Here is a 13,554-nt window from a genome sequence, read left to right as displayed (position 1 = left end):
GGAAGGTTCTGGATCGCCGATCGAGCCAGTAGGGGCCCCGGCATTTCGCCGCTTTTGGGGGATCGCATCCGAGGAAGGCGACACCAACGCGCCTTCTGGGGGGATGCCCGACCCGGAACGCCGCCCTTCGTCGCGCAGTCCGCTGGATTCTCCCGGGGGTTCCGAAGAACCCCCACCGTCCCCGCTCACTGACCTGCCTTGAACTGCGACCACGTGTCCAGCCACACCGCTTCGGCCGCGGGTGAGATCTGGAAGATCTGCTGGCTCCGCGCGTAGACCTCCGGCGTGACGATCGCCGACTTCAGGGCCTCGGTCACGAACTCATCGGTGACCATCTTCTCGGGGGTGATCGCCGACAGGGCCGGCTGATAGCCCGTGAAGGAGAAGTTCTCCTGCGCCACCTTGGGATCCAGCAGGTGGTTGAGCAGCATGTGCGCCAGCACCGGCTTCGACGCCGAAGCGGGCACGGCGAGGGAGTCGGTCCCGACCACGCCGAGGTCGTCGGAGGGATACCAGTAGCCGAGCACGTCCGGGTCCACACCCTCGGGCAGATACGACTGCGCGTTGATCATGTCGCCTGACCAGCAGTGATGCACCGTGGCCTGTCCTTCGGCGACGAGCTGGTAGGCCGCGATCCCGGTCTTGATGTTCATCAGCGGTACGAGCTCATGAAGCCACGTCCCCGCCTGCTTGATCTTCACGGGATCCTCGGTGTTGATCTCCCGGGACCCGTTCTTCAGCATCGCCAGGGCCAGCCCCTCACGATGATCGTCGATCAGGTAGGTCTTCCCCTTGTATTCGGGGTCCCAGAGCAGCCCGTATCCGAACCCATCGGAAACCCGGTCGGCCCGATAGCCGACCCCTGAGGTGTAGGCGCAGTAGGGCACCGAATACCGCGACCCGTCGTCATAGAACGGCGACTGGAGCTGAGGCCAGGCGTTCGAGAGGTTCCCGAGGTAGGTCTTGTTGAGCGGCCGCAGCAGCTTCCCGACGGCGGCCTTCCCGATCACGTCGGGCGTCGGGAACCACACGTCGAACGAGGCTCCGGGCGTCCGGAGCTTGGAGATCGCGTCTTCCATCGTGTTGAAGGTCGTCAGTTCGACCTCGACCCCGTGCGTCTTCCCGAACGCCTTCAACACGTCAGGCGACACGTACTCGGGATAGTTCAAGATCTTGAGCACCCCGCCGGACTCCGGGGAGAGGCCGTCCGCTATCGGTGGGATGTCGTCATGCAGGGGCAGTGCGCCCGGTGAGTCTGTTCTGGTGAGCGGCACTGCGGAGGACCCCGTCGAACGACCTGGCCGTTCGCCTCCACATGCCGCCGTCGCAGCTAAGGCGCTGACCAGCAGAAACCTGCGTCGATCCATGCTGTTTCCTTTTCTGGTACCGAATCTCCTCTTGCCAGACTGACTGGTTAACCAGTTAGTCTGCTGGTGTGGCCCGCATGGGCCGCAAGGCGTGCGGGCACAAGTTTTCCGGGTCGTCACGCCATGCAGAAGGGGTTCAAGCCGGTGAAACACGCATACGACGCGATCATTGTCGGAGGCGGGCACAACGGGCTCGTCGCCGCGGCCTATCTCGCCCGTGCCGGACTCTCCACCCTCGTCGCCGAAGCCCGCCCGGTCACCGGTGGCGCGGCCACGACCGAAACTCCCTGGGGCCCTGACTTCAAGGTCACCGCTCTCTCGTACGTCATGAGCCTCATGCCCCCCACGATCCTGCGTGACCTGCGGCTCAAGGATCACGGCTACGACGTCATCCCCATGGGCCCCAGCTTCGTCCCCTTCCCGGACGGCCGTTCCCTCCTGACCGAAACGGGCGATCCGGCTAGAGACCACGCCCAGCTGGCCGCGTTCTCCAAGAAGGACGCCGAAGCGATGCCCCGCTACGAGGCCTGGCTCCAGGGCATCGGCGACGTCCTGTCCCCGCTCCTCATGCGCACCCCGCCCAATGTCGGCTCGATGAGGCCGAAAGACCTGATCGACCAACTGCGACTGGCCTGGGGCCTGCGGGGTCTGCGCACGCGGGGGACCGCCGACGCGGTCCGCCTGTTCACCATGTCGGTCGAGGACCTGCTCAACGAGTGGTTCGAGTCACCGCAGGTCAAGGGCGTGATGTCGATCAACGGCGTCATCGGCACCTGGGCCGGGCCGGCCGAACCTGGCACCGCTTACGTGATGATGCACCACACGATCGGCGACGTCGGCGACGGCCGGATGGGGTCGTGGGGTTACCCGATCGGCGGCATGGGCGCGGTCAGCGATGCCATCCGTAGCTCGGCGGAGGCGTTCGGCGCGACCGTGCTCACCGATGCCCCCGTCCAAAAAATCCTGATAAAAGGCGGCAAAGCGGTCGGGGTCGTCCTCCAAGACGGCCGAGAGTTCGCCGCGACAACAGTCGTCGCGGCCACCCACCCGAAGACGACCTTCCTGCGGCACATCGACCGGAAGCACCTGCCCGACGACTTCGTCCGCGACATCGAACGCTGGCGCTCGCGCTCGGGCGTCGTGAAGATCAATGTCGCCCTCTCCGAACTCCCGGCCTTCCCGTCCAACCCGGACGCCGACCTCACGGGTTCGGTCGAGCTCTGCCACTCCATCGAGTACGTCGAACAGGCCTTCCAGGACGCCCGGTCCGGCGTCGCGGCCAGGATGCCGTTCTCCGACTCGGTCATCCCCTCCACGGTCGACCGCACGATCTGCCCCGAAGGCACCCACATCATGTCGATGTTCACCCAGTGGGTCCCGCACACCTGGAACGAAGCCCCGCACACCGAGGAACTCGACGCCTACGCCGACCGCGTCATCGACGGCTACGACCAGCTGGCCCCCGGCTTCAAGGCGTCGGTCATCCACCGGCAGGTCATCGGCCCGCACCAGATGGAACATGAATACGGCCTGCTCGGCGGCAACATCTTCCACGGTGAACTGTCCCCCGACCAGCTCTTCCACCTGCGGCCCGCCCCCGGCTACGCCGACTTCACCACCCCGGTCAAGGGCCTCTACCAATGCAGCTCCGCCACCCATGGCGGCGGAGGAGTGACCGGCATCGCCGGCTACCTGGCGACCCGCCGAATCCTGAAGGACCGCACGAAGCCGTGGAGCAAACGATGATCTGGGCTATCGGAAACGCGCTGCTCAAGGACCTGATCCAGCCGACTGTGGTCTGGCCACCCGACAAGGCCGACGCCGTCGGGCCGGCGGACTGGTGTGGCACGGGCAAGGCCCCCGACGGGTGGTGCAAGCGATGATCCCGGCCCCGTTGAACCTCGACGACGTCCGCAGATGTCTCAAGGCCCCCGGTCAGATGCTCCCGCAGGCCGCCTACACCGCCGGTGACGTCCTCGCCTGGGAGCGCAGGGTCATCTTCGCCGGGGGCTGGGTCTGCGCCGGGCGCTCGGCGGACATCCCGAACCGGGGCAGGAAGGCCGTCGCCGTCGGCGACGATTCCGTTCTTCTCGTACGCGACGACGACGCCACCCTCAGAGGCTTCTACAACGTCTGCCGCCACCGCGCCCACGAGCTCCTGCCGTGCGGCTCCTCGGCGACCGGCAGGTTCATCGCCTGTCCGTACCACAACTGGGTCTACAACCTGAAGGGCGACCTGCACCGCATCCCCGGTGAACCGGCGCCCAAGCTCGGCCTGACGGAGGTCCCGGTCACCGAGTGGCACGGGATGGTGTTCGTCAACGCCGACGGCCAGGCGCCGCCGATCCACGACTACCTCCACGGCCTGGAGGACATCGTCAGCCCGTACACACTCAGTGACCTCGACGTCGCCGCGTCCCACGAATACGAGCTCGACGCCAACTGGAAACTCGCCGTCGAGAACTACCACGAGTGCTACCACTGCCCGGCGATCCATCCGGAACTGTGCGCCGTCTCCCCACCCGACAGCGGGGACAACTACGTCCCGACGGGCCTGTGGGCCGGCGGGCGGATGGACCTGATCGACGGCGCGGAGACGATGTCGATGGACGGCGCCTCGGCGGTCGGGCCCCTCCCGGGCATCGAAGGCGAACGGCTGCGGATCGTCGAATATCTGCACCTGTTCCCGAACCTGCTGCTCAGCCTCCACCCCGACTACGTCATGACCCACGTCCTGGAACCGATCACCGCCACCCGCACCCGGGTCACCTGCCAGTGGCTGTTCCCCAAGGGCGTCACCGACGTCGGGTACGCCGTCGACTTCTGGGATCTCACCAACCGGCAGGACTGGGCGGCCTGCGAAGGGGTCCAGCGCGGGGTGTCCTCGCGCGGCTACCTGCCGGGCCCGTTCTCGGAGGACGAGGACGTCACCTTCCAGTGGATCGCCACCGTGGCGACCGCTTATCTCACGGGCCGCGCGCCGGCCCTGCCCGAGAGGATCTGAGATGACCGTCGTCAGCGAGCCGACAACGGCTCGCGTACTGGACGACCTGATCGCCCTTCAAGAGGTCGCGTTCCTCGCCCGGACCACCGAGTCGCGGCGAGCGCGCACCGAATGCTCCGATGTCTTGCCCGGGGGAGTGGCCTCCAACTGGCAGGACGCACCGCCCGGGGTCGTGTGGATCTCGCACGGCCAGGGGTCCCGGGTCGTCGATCTCGACGGCACCTCGTATGTCGATCTGCACGGCGGGTTCGGGGTCAACCTCGTCGGGCACGCGAATCCTGCTGTGGTCGCGGCCGTCGACGAACGGGTCAGGAAGGGCACCCACTTCGCGCAGCCCACCCGCGACGCCGTGGTGGTCGCCAGGCTCCTCGCGCAACGGTTCAGGCTGCCGATGTGGCGGTTCGGGAACTCCGGCACCGAGGCCACCATGGACGCCGTGCACCTCATGCGGGCCGCCACCGGCCGTATGAAGATCCTCAAGGTCGAGGGCAGCTACCACGGCCACCACGACTCCGTGCAGGTCAGCGTCTATCCCACGATCGAGGAGGCGGGGCCGCCGATGCGTCCTCGCTCCGTGCGCTACAGCGTCTCCGTGCCGCCGGACCTCGCCCGGCTGACCATCGTGGTGCCCTTCGGCGACCTGGAGGCCGTCGAGCGGGCGCTCATCGAGCACGGCGGCGAGATCGCCGGCATGATCCTCGAACCCGTCATGATGAACATCGGGCTCATCCCGCCGCCCGACGGGTATCTCGCGGACCTGAAGAAATTGCTGCACCGCCACGGCGCCTACCTCGCCTTCGACGAGGTCAAGACCGGGCTGTCGGTGGCGCCCGGCGGCGCGTCCGAACTACTGGGCGTGACGCCCGACATCATCTGCCTGGCCAAGGCGCTCGGCGGCGGCCTGCCGTGCGGCGCGATCGGCGGCACACCCGACCTGATGAGGCTGATCTCAGAAGGGGTGTACGAGCAGGTCGGAACGTTCAATGGAAATCCACTGACCATGGCGGTCGCGGCCGTCGTGCTCCGGGACGTCCTTGATACGGACGCTTATCGTCACTTCGATCGGCTGCGCTCGGTAATGGTGGAAGGAGTGACCGGCATTCTCCAGAGATATGGAATGCCGGGATATGTACAGGCGTATGGCGCGAAGGGCTCAGTAATATTCCACCAGAAACTCCGCGACTATCGCGATTTCCTGGACTACCCCGACGAATGGGGTCAGGCGCACTGGCTCTACCAGCACAACGGCGGGGTCTTCCTGCCGCCGTGGGGAAAATGCGAGCAATGGACGCTGTCGGTCCAGCACAGCGAGGCCGATGTGCGCAGGTTCCTGGTGAACCTCGAGGCCATGGGGCGTGACTACGCCGGCAGCGCGGCCATCAGGTAGGCGAGACGGGCGGCGGCGTCTTCGACCGACTCGACCGTGCCGAGCCGGTAACCCCACGAGGTGACGAAGGCGCCGAGGTCGGTGCAGGTCACCGTTTCCTCGAGCGTCTCGGAGAAGCGATTCCGTACGTGCACCGCGGGCGGGTTGGCGCTCAACAGGCGCACGGACAGATCGATGTGATCTCGTGTCGCATCGGCGAATCGCTCAAGACACCACAATGTGTCAACCATCGCACAATCACCTCCCGGCTGAGGGAAAAGGATTGCACGCTCCCGTCACATGAGGCAAGCAATTGCTCTTAGGAATCAGGAGATTGTTTCCCCAATTCGCCGATCACTCGGACGATGACCGCGCGCGCCTCGTCGCGATAGGAGGCGGCGCCCGCGAAGTCGTCGAACGCGCGGCCGTAGAAGGCGATGTCGTCGGCGTCTCTGAGCAGCAGATCCTTGGTGAATGTGGCCACGCCGACGAGCGCCTCGTTGTAGATGGCGAAGCTGTTCAGGGGGGAGGCCGGCAGCGCCGCCTCGAACGGGATCACGCCGAACTCGACGTTGGGCAGCGTGGTGATCGCGAGCAGCCGGTCCATCTGACCGCGCATCACGTCGATCGGGGCCAGCCGCACGTGCAGCACGGCCTCGGGCACCACGAACCTGAACTGGCGCTGGGGATCGTAGAGGATCTCCTGCCGCTGCATGCGCACCCGGATCGCCGCGTCGACGTCGTCGACCGCCTCGTAGACCCGGCGGACCTTCTGGAAGATGTGCCGGGAGTACTCCGCGGTCTGCAGCAGGCCCGGGACCAGCCCAGCCTCGAAGATCCGCAGCGTGCGGATCCGCGCCTCAAGATCGCGTACGTCCTCCTGAAGCGCCGCCAGGCCGCCCTTGTGCCTGGCCTTCCACGAGTCGTGCCGCTCGACCAGGCCGACGGCCTGCTGGATCAGCAGGTCGACCACGCCGGGGTCGGCGGTGACGGCCTGCGCCCAGACGACCACGTCGTCCTCCGTCGGGGTCTGGCGGGCGTTCTCGATCCGCGAGACCTTCGACGGTTGCCAGTTCAGGCGCTCGGCGAGGTCCTTGCCCGACAGATGAGCGGCCTCGCGAAGCTGCCTGAGCTGGATGCCCAAGTCGATTCGGGCCTGCTGAAAACCGCTCACTCGATCCCTTTCGGCATGGTGCGGACCAAGCTAGACCGCGGCTCGTCACTCAGGCCATAGGGAGCTCCCTAATCGTGATCAGGTCAAGACCTTCCGGGCGATCTCGACCAGGAGCTCACGCGGGACCTCGACCGCCGTCTCGTCGTCGGCGAGGTGCCGGAGATCGGCCCTGGCCTCCGGGTCCACCAGCAGGGTGCCCTGCACGACGATGGTGCCGCGGTCGGTCTCGTAGAGCGTGGGGCACGAGGTGGCCTCGGAGGTGGTGCCGAGGAAGCGGAGGCGCATGGCAGTGTCCTTCCGTACAGCCGCAATTGCGAGCAATTGTAGGAGGGCTCACGTTTCGTCGGGGTCCGGTTCCGATTGCGGTATGGACTCAGGGCAACGGAACCGGTATCGCGCGCAGGCGCTCACCGAGCGCTTTGGCCTGGGCGTCCATCAGCGGGCTGGCGGCGACGCCCCGGCCGAGCAGGCCGTGCACCACGAAATTGACCGCGAGCAGATTGGGGAAGACGAAGCGGTCGACGCGCAATCCGGCGACTTCCGGAAGCAACTCCGGCAGCCGGTCGGCCGTCAGGTAGCTCGCGAGCCAGGCGTAGTGATCCGGATTCCGCACCCACACGCCGAGGTTCGCGTTGCCGCCCTTGTCACCCGACCGGGCACCGGCGATCAGGCCCAGAGGTCGGAGCTCTTCCTCCACGGACAGCGGGATCGGCATCGGCGGGGAGAACCACGGCCCGGCCTCCGCGGGCGCGTCGGGGAGTGGCGCGCGCGGCACCCGGGGGGCGTTCTCAGGCGCGTCATCCCCGAAGGGGATCGCCGAGCCGTCGAGGGCCACCTCGACGTGCACCGACTCGCGGGGGACCGCGACCGGCCAGTAGACGCCGTAGGGGGACGCGTCGCCGGGCGGGGTCAGCCCGTGGAAGCCGGGATAGCTGGCCAGGCCCGTCTCCACCACGGCGGAGGAGAAGAGGCGGCCGGCCTTGCGCCGGTCGGAGTCCATGACCGTGATCCGGAGCAGGTCTCCGGTCAGTTCCGTGTACGTCTGCTCGAAGCTCTCCCTGGGCACGCGCGCCCAGATGGCCTCCTCGGCGACCCGGGCCTTCCCGGCGACGTCGAGACCGGTCACCACCAGGGTCATCGTGTTGCGATAGCCGCCCAGCACGTTGACGGCGGCCTTCAAGGTCGGCGGGGGTGAGTCACCCCGCACACCGCTGACCGACACGCGGTCGGGGCCGTCCTGCATCAGGCGGATCGTGTCGAACCGGGCCGTCACGTCGGGGCCCGGGTAGGAGGGGCCGCTGATCTCGTACAGGAGCTGGGCGGTGACGGTCCCCACGGTGACCGTGCCGCCGGTGCCCGGGTGTTTGGTGATGACGCAGGAGCCGTCGTCGTGGAGTTCGGCGATGGGGAAGCCGCAGTGGGCCAGGTCGGGGATCTCCTCGAAGAAGGAGTAGTTGCCGCCGGTGGCCTGGCAGCCGCATTCGATGATGTGGCCCGCCACCACCGATCCGGCGAGCGCGTCGAGGTCGGTGGGGCGCCAGCCGTACCGCCAGATTCCCGGCCCGGTGACGAGGGCCGCGTCGGTGACGCGGCCGGTCACCACGACGTCGGCGCCGGCCGAGAGCGCGGCGGCGATCGGGAAACCGCCCAGGTAGGCGTTGGCGGTGATCGGGCCCGCCGTGAGGGTCTCGCCGGTGTCGAGGTTGACCAGCGGGCCCAGCTCCGGCAGCCGGGGCATCAGGTCGTCGCCGGTCACGGTCGCGACCTTGGCGGGAAGACCGAGATCCCTGACGGCCTGGGCGCAGGCCGCCGGGTCGAGGCCGCCCGCGTTCGACACGACCTTGATGCCGCGGTCGAGGCAGGTGCCCAGCACGTCGGCGAGCTGCTTCACGAACGTGGTCGCGTAGCCGGGACGGCCCTTCAGCCGGTTCCCGGCCAGGATCAGCATCGTCAGCTCGGCCAGCCAGTCACCCGTCAGGACGTCGATGTGACCGCCTTCGACCTGCTCTCTCGCGGCCGAGAGGCGGTCGCCGTAGAAGCCAGAGCAGTTGGCGACGCGGAGCATCAGACGGCCCAGGCGGGCGGGCGCTTCTGCAGGAACGCGCTCATACCCTCCCGGGCCTCGGGCGAGGAGAAGAGCTTCGCGGACAGGGTCGCCATCTCGTCGCCGCGTTCGGCCAGCAGCCTCCGCACCGGCTCGGTGACCAGCCGCTTCGACTCCGCCAGACCCTGCGGCGAGGCGGCGCGCAGGCCTTCGAGGACCGTCTCCACCGTGTCGTCGAGCTGCGGCAGCGGGACCGCCTGGGTCAGCAGGCCCATGCGCTGGGCCTCCATCGCGCCGAACGTCTCGCCGGTGATGAAGTAGCGCCCGGCGGCCCGGCCGTCGAGGCGCGGCAGCAGGGTCAGCGAGATCATCGCGGGGGCGAGCCCGAGGCGGGCCTCGGAGAACGCGTAGTCGCCGCCGTCGTCGGCGACGACGATGTCACACGCGCCGAGCAGGCCGAGCCCGCCCGCCCGTGCCTTGCCCGCGATCCGGCAGACGACCGGCTTGGGCAGCTCGACGACCAGCGTGAACAGTTCGATCATCCGGCGGGTGCCCGCCTCCATGCCCTCGGCCGCGGCCTCCGACAGGTCGGCCCCGGCGCAGAACACCGGGCCCGTGTGGGTCAGCAGCACCGCCCGGACGTCGTCGTCGGACCCCGCCGCCTCAAGATGGGCCGACAGCTCCTCGACGAGCTGACGCGACAGGGCGTTGCGGTTGCGCGGCGAGTCGAGAGTGACCGTGGCCACTCCCCGCTCGACCGTCAGGTGTACGACCTCGGTCACTGTGTCACTTCCTTGATCACCGCCAGGGTTGTGCCCGCGTCGACCTGCCGCCCCGCGACGGCGGTCAGCTCGGCCACCACCCCCTCGGCGGGAGCCGTGATGCGATGTTCCATCTTCATGGCTTCCAGCACCACGACCGTCTGCCCAGGTTTCACCTCGTCACCCACGCCGACCTCGACCCGCAGCACGGTGCCGGGCATCGGGGCGGGCAACGACCCAGGAGGAGTCTGCACCACCGGCACCGGCAGCCTCGCGAGGGGGGTCAGCCGAACCGGGCCGAGCGAGGAGTCGACGTACACGGCACCGTCGTAGAAGGCGACGTCGAACACCCGGCGCACGCCGGAGATCTCCAGCACGACCTCGTCTTCCGAGGCGGAGATGAAGGTGGCCTCGGGGGAGGACTTCAGGCCGTCGCGGGTGTGGAGATAGGTGATCTCGCCGGCCTCGGCGAACTGGACTTTATGCGGTTGTGAGACGACGTTGCGCCAGCCGGTGGGCAGGTCGCCGAGTGTCCTTCTGGGTTTCGCCGCCTGCGCCAGCGCCGCCGCCAGCGCGGAGAGACGCACGGCCTCGACGCCCGCGAGGGGAGCGAAGAGCTGCCGGGCGTCAGCGTCGGGCTCCTGCTCGACTGGCAGGCCGTGGCGGGTCAGGAAGCCCGTGTCGGTCATGCCCTGGAGGAACTCGGGGTGCCGCAGGACGCGTACGAGAAGATCGCGGTTGGTCGTCGGCCCGTGGATCTTCGCGAAGGCCAGCGCGGTGGCCAGCCTGCGCGCCGCCGCTTCCCGCGTGGGGGCGTAGGCGATGACCTTGGCCAGCATCGGGTCGTAGAAGGTGCCGATCTCGTCGCCCGAGACGATGCCGGAATCGAGCCGCAGGCCGCCTTCGCCGAACTCGGCCTCCACGCCGGGCACCTCGAACCGGTGCATCGTGCCGCTCTGGGGGTTCCAGCCGTCGGCCGGGTTCTCGGCGTAGAGCCGCACCTCGATGGCGTGGCCCACCGGGCTCGGCGGCAGGCCGGGCAGGGCGGCGCCCTCGGCGATCTCGATCTGCAGGCGCACCAGGTCGACGCCGTAGACGGCCTCGGTCACCGGGTGCTCCACCTGGAGCCGGGTGTTCATCTCCAGGAAGTGGAACTGGCCGTCTGCCAGCAGGAACTCGACGGTCCCCGCGCCGGTGTAGCCGATCGCGCGGGCCGCGTTCACCGCCGCCTCGGCCAGCGAACGGCGCAGCTCCGGGGTCACGCCAGGGGAGGGCGCCTCCTCCAGGACCTTCTGGTGACGCCGCTGGATCGAGCACTCGCGCTCGCCGAGCGCCCAGACGGTGCCGTGCGTGTCGGCGAGGATCTGTACCTCGACGTGCCTGGCCTGCTCCAGCAGCGGCTCGGCGAACATGGTCCCGTCGCCGAACGCCGCCGCGGCCTCGCGCCCCGCCGACTCCAGCGCCTCGGCGAGCTCCTCGGCCGACCGGACGATCCGCATCCCGCGCCCGCCGCCTCCCGCCGACGCCTTCAGCAGCAGCGGGTAGGTGAGATCGGCCGGCGGTTCGGTGAACGCGCCCCCGAATGCCAGGGTCGGCAGGAGAGGCACCCCCGCCTCGGCCATCAGCGCCTTGGCCTCGATCTTGTCGCCCATCGCCGCGATGGCCTCGGGGGAGGGCCCGATCCAGGTCAGCCCCGCCTCGATCACCGCCCGCGCGAACCCGGCGTCCTCCGACAGGAACCCGTAACCGGGGTGCACCGCGTCGGCGCCCGCGGCCCTGGCCGCGGAGACCAGCTTCTCCACATCCGTGTACTTGGACAGTCGTACCGCCGACCCGGCTTCGGCGACATGCCGCGACCCGGCGTCGGCGTCGCTGAACACCGCCACCGTCTCGATGCCCAGCGCGTCGCACGCGCGGATCACCCGCCGGGCGATCTCGCCGCGGTTGGCCACCAGAACCCGTCTGATCATCTGACTCACATCCGGAAGACGCCGAAACCGGCGGCGGGCGACTCGGCGGCCGAGCCGATGGCGGACAGGCACAATCCAATGACGGTACGGGTGTCGCGCGGGTCGATCACGCCGTCGTCGTAGAGGCGGCCGGACAGGAAGAACGGCAGCGACTCGGTCTCGACCTGCGCCTCGACCATGGCCCGCATCGCCGCGTCGCCCTCCTCGTCGAACGCCTGCCCACGCGCCTCGGCGGCGGCCCGCCCCACGATCGACAGCACCCCGGCGAGCTGCGCGGGCCCCATCACGGCAGACTTCGCGCTCGGCCAGGTGAACAGGAACCGGGGGTCGTACGCCCGCCCGCACATCCCGTAGTTCCCCGCGCCGTAGCTGGCGCCCATGACGATCGTCAGGTGCGGCACCGTGGAGTTCGACACGGCATTGATCATCATCGAGCCGTGCTTGATGATCCCCGCCCGCTCGTAGTCCTTGCCCACCATGTAGCCCGTGGTGTTCTGCAGGAACAGCAAGGGTGTGCGCGCCTGATTGGCGAGCTGGATGAACTGGGCGGCCTTCTGCGCCTCCTGGCTGAACAGCACGCCCTGCGCGTTGGCCAGGATGCCGACCTCGTGGCCGTGGATCGTGGCCCAGCCGGTGACCAGGCTGGGACCGTAGAGCGGCTTGAACTCGTCGAACTCGCTGCCGTCGGCGATTCTCCCGATGACCTCACGCGGGTCGAACGGGATCCGCAGATCCTCCGGCACGATGCCGAGCAGGCCGTCCTCGTCGAGCAACGGCGGCTTCGAGGCTTTCGGCTCACGGCCCTTCTTCCGCCAGTTCAGCCGCTTGACGATGTCGCGGCCGATCCTGATGGCGTCGTGTTCCGACTCCGCGAGATAGTCGGCCAGGCCGGAGTCGCGGGCGTGCATCTCGGCGCCGCCGAGCGACTCGTCGTCGGCGTCCTCACCGGTCGCGACCTTGACCAGCGGCGGCCCACCGAGGAACACCTTGGCACGTTCCCTGACCATCACCACATGATCGGACATACCCGGCACGTAGGCGCCGCCGGCCGTCGAGTTGCCGAAGACCAGCGCGATCGTCGGGACGCCCGCCGCCGACAGCCGGGTCAGGTCACGGAACATCCGGCCACCCGGGATGAAGATCTCCTTCTGGGTCGGCAGGTCGGCACCCCCCGACTCGACCAGATTGATCAGCGGCAGCCGGTTCTCCAGCGCGATCTGGGTGGCCCGCAGCGTCTTGCGCAGCGTCCACGGGTTCGACGCGCCACCCCGGACGGTCGGGTCGTTCGCGACGACGACACACTCGACCCCCTCGACCACGCCGATGCCGGTGACCACACTGGCGCCGACGGGAAAGTCGGAGCCCCACGCGGCCAGCGGGGACAGTTCGAGGAACGGCGCGTCAGAGTCGAGGAGCAGTTCGACGCGCTCACGGGCCAGCAGCTTGCCCCGGGCGTGATGACGGTCGACGTACTTCTGGCCGCCGCCTTCGACCGCTTTGGCGTGCTCCGCCGCCAGTTCGGCGAGTCGGCCGAGCATCGCGGTACGTCGCTGCTGCGTTTCCGCCGAGTCGGGAGGTTGGATCACGTTCGGTGAGTTTAAGGGTTTGTGGGGGGGCTGGCGCGGTATCCGGGGGGACGACCCCCCGAGCCCCCCGATGCGAAGGGGCTTTCGCCCCCTCGCGCTCCCCCTGGTCGCTTCGCGCCCGACGTCGCTACCGCTCCGGGGTCGCTGCGCTCCCTTGCGATGGTGCTCCGCCCCTCGCGCTCCCCGGCAAGGCCTCGCTTCGCTCGGACGGCTGCTCGCTTCGCTCGTGAAGCTTCTTCCGCTACGGCTTCGCGTGGTCGGCCACCCGACCATCTCTGGCCA

The 13,554-nt window shown here is 68.7% G+C and carries 12 protein-coding genes; 4 read left to right on the top strand and 8 right to left on the bottom strand.

The annotated features are described in order from the left end of the window. Positions 1 to 185: 185 nt before the first annotated feature. Positions 186 to 1,181 (bottom strand): polyamine ABC transporter substrate-binding protein, encoded by a 996-nt coding sequence (locus AW272_RS12850; RefSeq protein ID WP_169807539.1) that lies wholly within the window; start codon positions 1,179 to 1,181, stop codon positions 186 to 188. Between the two features lie 330 nt (positions 1,182 to 1,511). Here AW272_RS12850 and AW272_RS12845 point away from each other — a divergent pair, with 330 nt between their 5' ends. Genes AW272_RS12845 through AW272_RS12835 form a run of 4 tightly spaced genes read left to right on the top strand, consistent with a single transcriptional unit; the run spans position 1,512 to position 5,758 of the window. Continuing rightward, positions 1,512 to 3,113 carry a phytoene desaturase family protein gene (locus tag AW272_RS12845; protein ID WP_083958314.1) on the top strand — a complete coding sequence of 534 codons (1,602 nt, stop codon included), beginning with the start codon at positions 1,512 to 1,514 and terminating at the stop codon, positions 3,111 to 3,113. Continuing rightward, positions 3,110 to 3,250 (top strand): hypothetical protein, encoded by a 141-nt coding sequence (locus AW272_RS41995; protein WP_157518519.1) that lies wholly within the window; start codon positions 3,110 to 3,112, stop codon positions 3,248 to 3,250. The genes AW272_RS12845 and AW272_RS41995 overlap by 4 nt, the downstream gene beginning before the upstream one ends. Continuing rightward, complete coding sequence (locus tag AW272_RS12840; protein WP_157518518.1) at positions 3,247 to 4,371, top strand: aromatic ring-hydroxylating oxygenase subunit alpha; 1,125 nt, start codon at positions 3,247 to 3,249, stop codon at positions 4,369 to 4,371. The genes AW272_RS41995 and AW272_RS12840 overlap by 4 nt, the downstream gene beginning before the upstream one ends. Before the next feature lies 1 nt (position 4,372). Then, positions 4,373 to 5,758 (top strand): aspartate aminotransferase family protein, encoded by a 1,386-nt coding sequence (locus AW272_RS12835; RefSeq protein WP_066364055.1) that lies wholly within the window; start codon positions 4,373 to 4,375, stop codon positions 5,756 to 5,758. Here the strand turns inward: AW272_RS12835 and AW272_RS12830 are convergent. The 7 genes from AW272_RS12830 to AW272_RS12800 all read right to left on the bottom strand — a co-directional run bounded on the left by AW272_RS12830 (position 5,731) and on the right by AW272_RS12800 (position 13,224). Further along, entirely contained in the window at positions 5,731 to 5,922 is a 192-nt protein-coding gene (locus tag AW272_RS12830; RefSeq protein WP_245657478.1) for a hypothetical protein, read from the bottom strand. The genes AW272_RS12835 and AW272_RS12830 overlap by 28 nt on opposite strands. A 134-nt stretch (positions 5,923 to 6,056) precedes the next feature. Next, positions 6,057 to 6,911 (bottom strand): helix-turn-helix domain-containing protein, encoded by an 855-nt coding sequence (locus AW272_RS12825; protein ID WP_066364052.1) that lies wholly within the window; start codon positions 6,909 to 6,911, stop codon positions 6,057 to 6,059. 78 nt (positions 6,912 to 6,989) lie between these two features. Further along, positions 6,990 to 7,196: a hypothetical protein gene (locus AW272_RS12820; protein ID WP_066364051.1), complete on the bottom strand. Its 207-nt coding sequence runs from the start codon at positions 7,194 to 7,196 to the stop codon at positions 6,990 to 6,992. An 88-nt stretch (positions 7,197 to 7,284) separates the two neighbouring features. Next, entirely contained in the window at positions 7,285 to 8,976 is a 1,692-nt protein-coding gene (locus AW272_RS12815; protein ID WP_066364050.1) for an acyclic terpene utilization AtuA family protein, read from the bottom strand. Beyond that, the gene (locus AW272_RS12810; RefSeq protein WP_066364048.1) at positions 8,976 to 9,737 is read right to left on the bottom strand and encodes an enoyl-CoA hydratase family protein; all 762 of its coding nucleotides are present in this window, start codon (positions 9,735 to 9,737) and stop codon (positions 8,976 to 8,978) included. The genes AW272_RS12815 and AW272_RS12810 overlap by 1 nt, the downstream gene beginning before the upstream one ends. Then, positions 9,734 to 11,686 carry an acetyl/propionyl/methylcrotonyl-CoA carboxylase subunit alpha gene (locus tag AW272_RS12805; protein WP_066364046.1) on the bottom strand — a complete coding sequence of 651 codons (1,953 nt, stop codon included), beginning with the start codon at positions 11,684 to 11,686 and terminating at the stop codon, positions 9,734 to 9,736. The genes AW272_RS12810 and AW272_RS12805 overlap by 4 nt, the downstream gene beginning before the upstream one ends. A gap of 5 nt (positions 11,687 to 11,691) precedes the next feature. Beyond that, positions 11,692 to 13,224 carry an acyl-CoA carboxylase subunit beta gene (locus AW272_RS12800; RefSeq protein ID WP_083958256.1) on the bottom strand — a complete coding sequence of 511 codons (1,533 nt, stop codon included), beginning with the start codon at positions 13,222 to 13,224 and terminating at the stop codon, positions 11,692 to 11,694. Positions 13,225 to 13,554 lie beyond the last annotated feature (330 nt).

The organism is Herbidospora mongoliensis (genome assembly GCF_001570545.1).
Classification (GTDB): Bacteria; Actinomycetota; Actinomycetes; order Streptosporangiales; family Streptosporangiaceae; genus Herbidospora; species Herbidospora mongoliensis.
The sequence above is the reverse complement of the archived record's forward strand: the minus strand, read 5'-3'. Positions and strand labels throughout refer to the sequence as shown.

Bases quoted from the DNA above. Each gene is read 5' to 3' on its own strand.
- AW272_RS41995 (WP_157518519.1), top strand. From the start codon at position 3,110: ATGATCTGGGCTATCGGAAACGCGCTGCTCAAGGACCTGATCCAGCCG.
- AW272_RS12840 (WP_157518518.1), top strand. From the start codon at position 3,247: ATGATCCCGGCCCCGTTGAACCTCGACGACGTCCGCAGATGTCTCAAG.
- AW272_RS12835 (WP_066364055.1), top strand. From the start codon at position 4,373: ATGACCGTCGTCAGCGAGCCGACAACGGCTCGCGTACTGGACGACCTG.
- AW272_RS12820 (WP_066364051.1), bottom strand. From the start codon at position 7,196: ATGCGCCTCCGCTTCCTCGGCACCACCTCCGAGGCCACCTCGTGCCCC.
- AW272_RS12815 (WP_066364050.1), bottom strand. From the start codon at position 8,976: ATGCTCCGCGTCGCCAACTGCTCTGGCTTCTACGGCGACCGCCTCTCG.
- AW272_RS12805 (WP_066364046.1), bottom strand. From the start codon at position 11,686: ATGATCAGACGGGTTCTGGTGGCCAACCGCGGCGAGATCGCCCGGCGG.
- AW272_RS12800 (WP_083958256.1), bottom strand. From the start codon at position 13,224: ATGCTCGGCCGACTCGCCGAACTGGCGGCGGAGCACGCCAAAGCGGTC.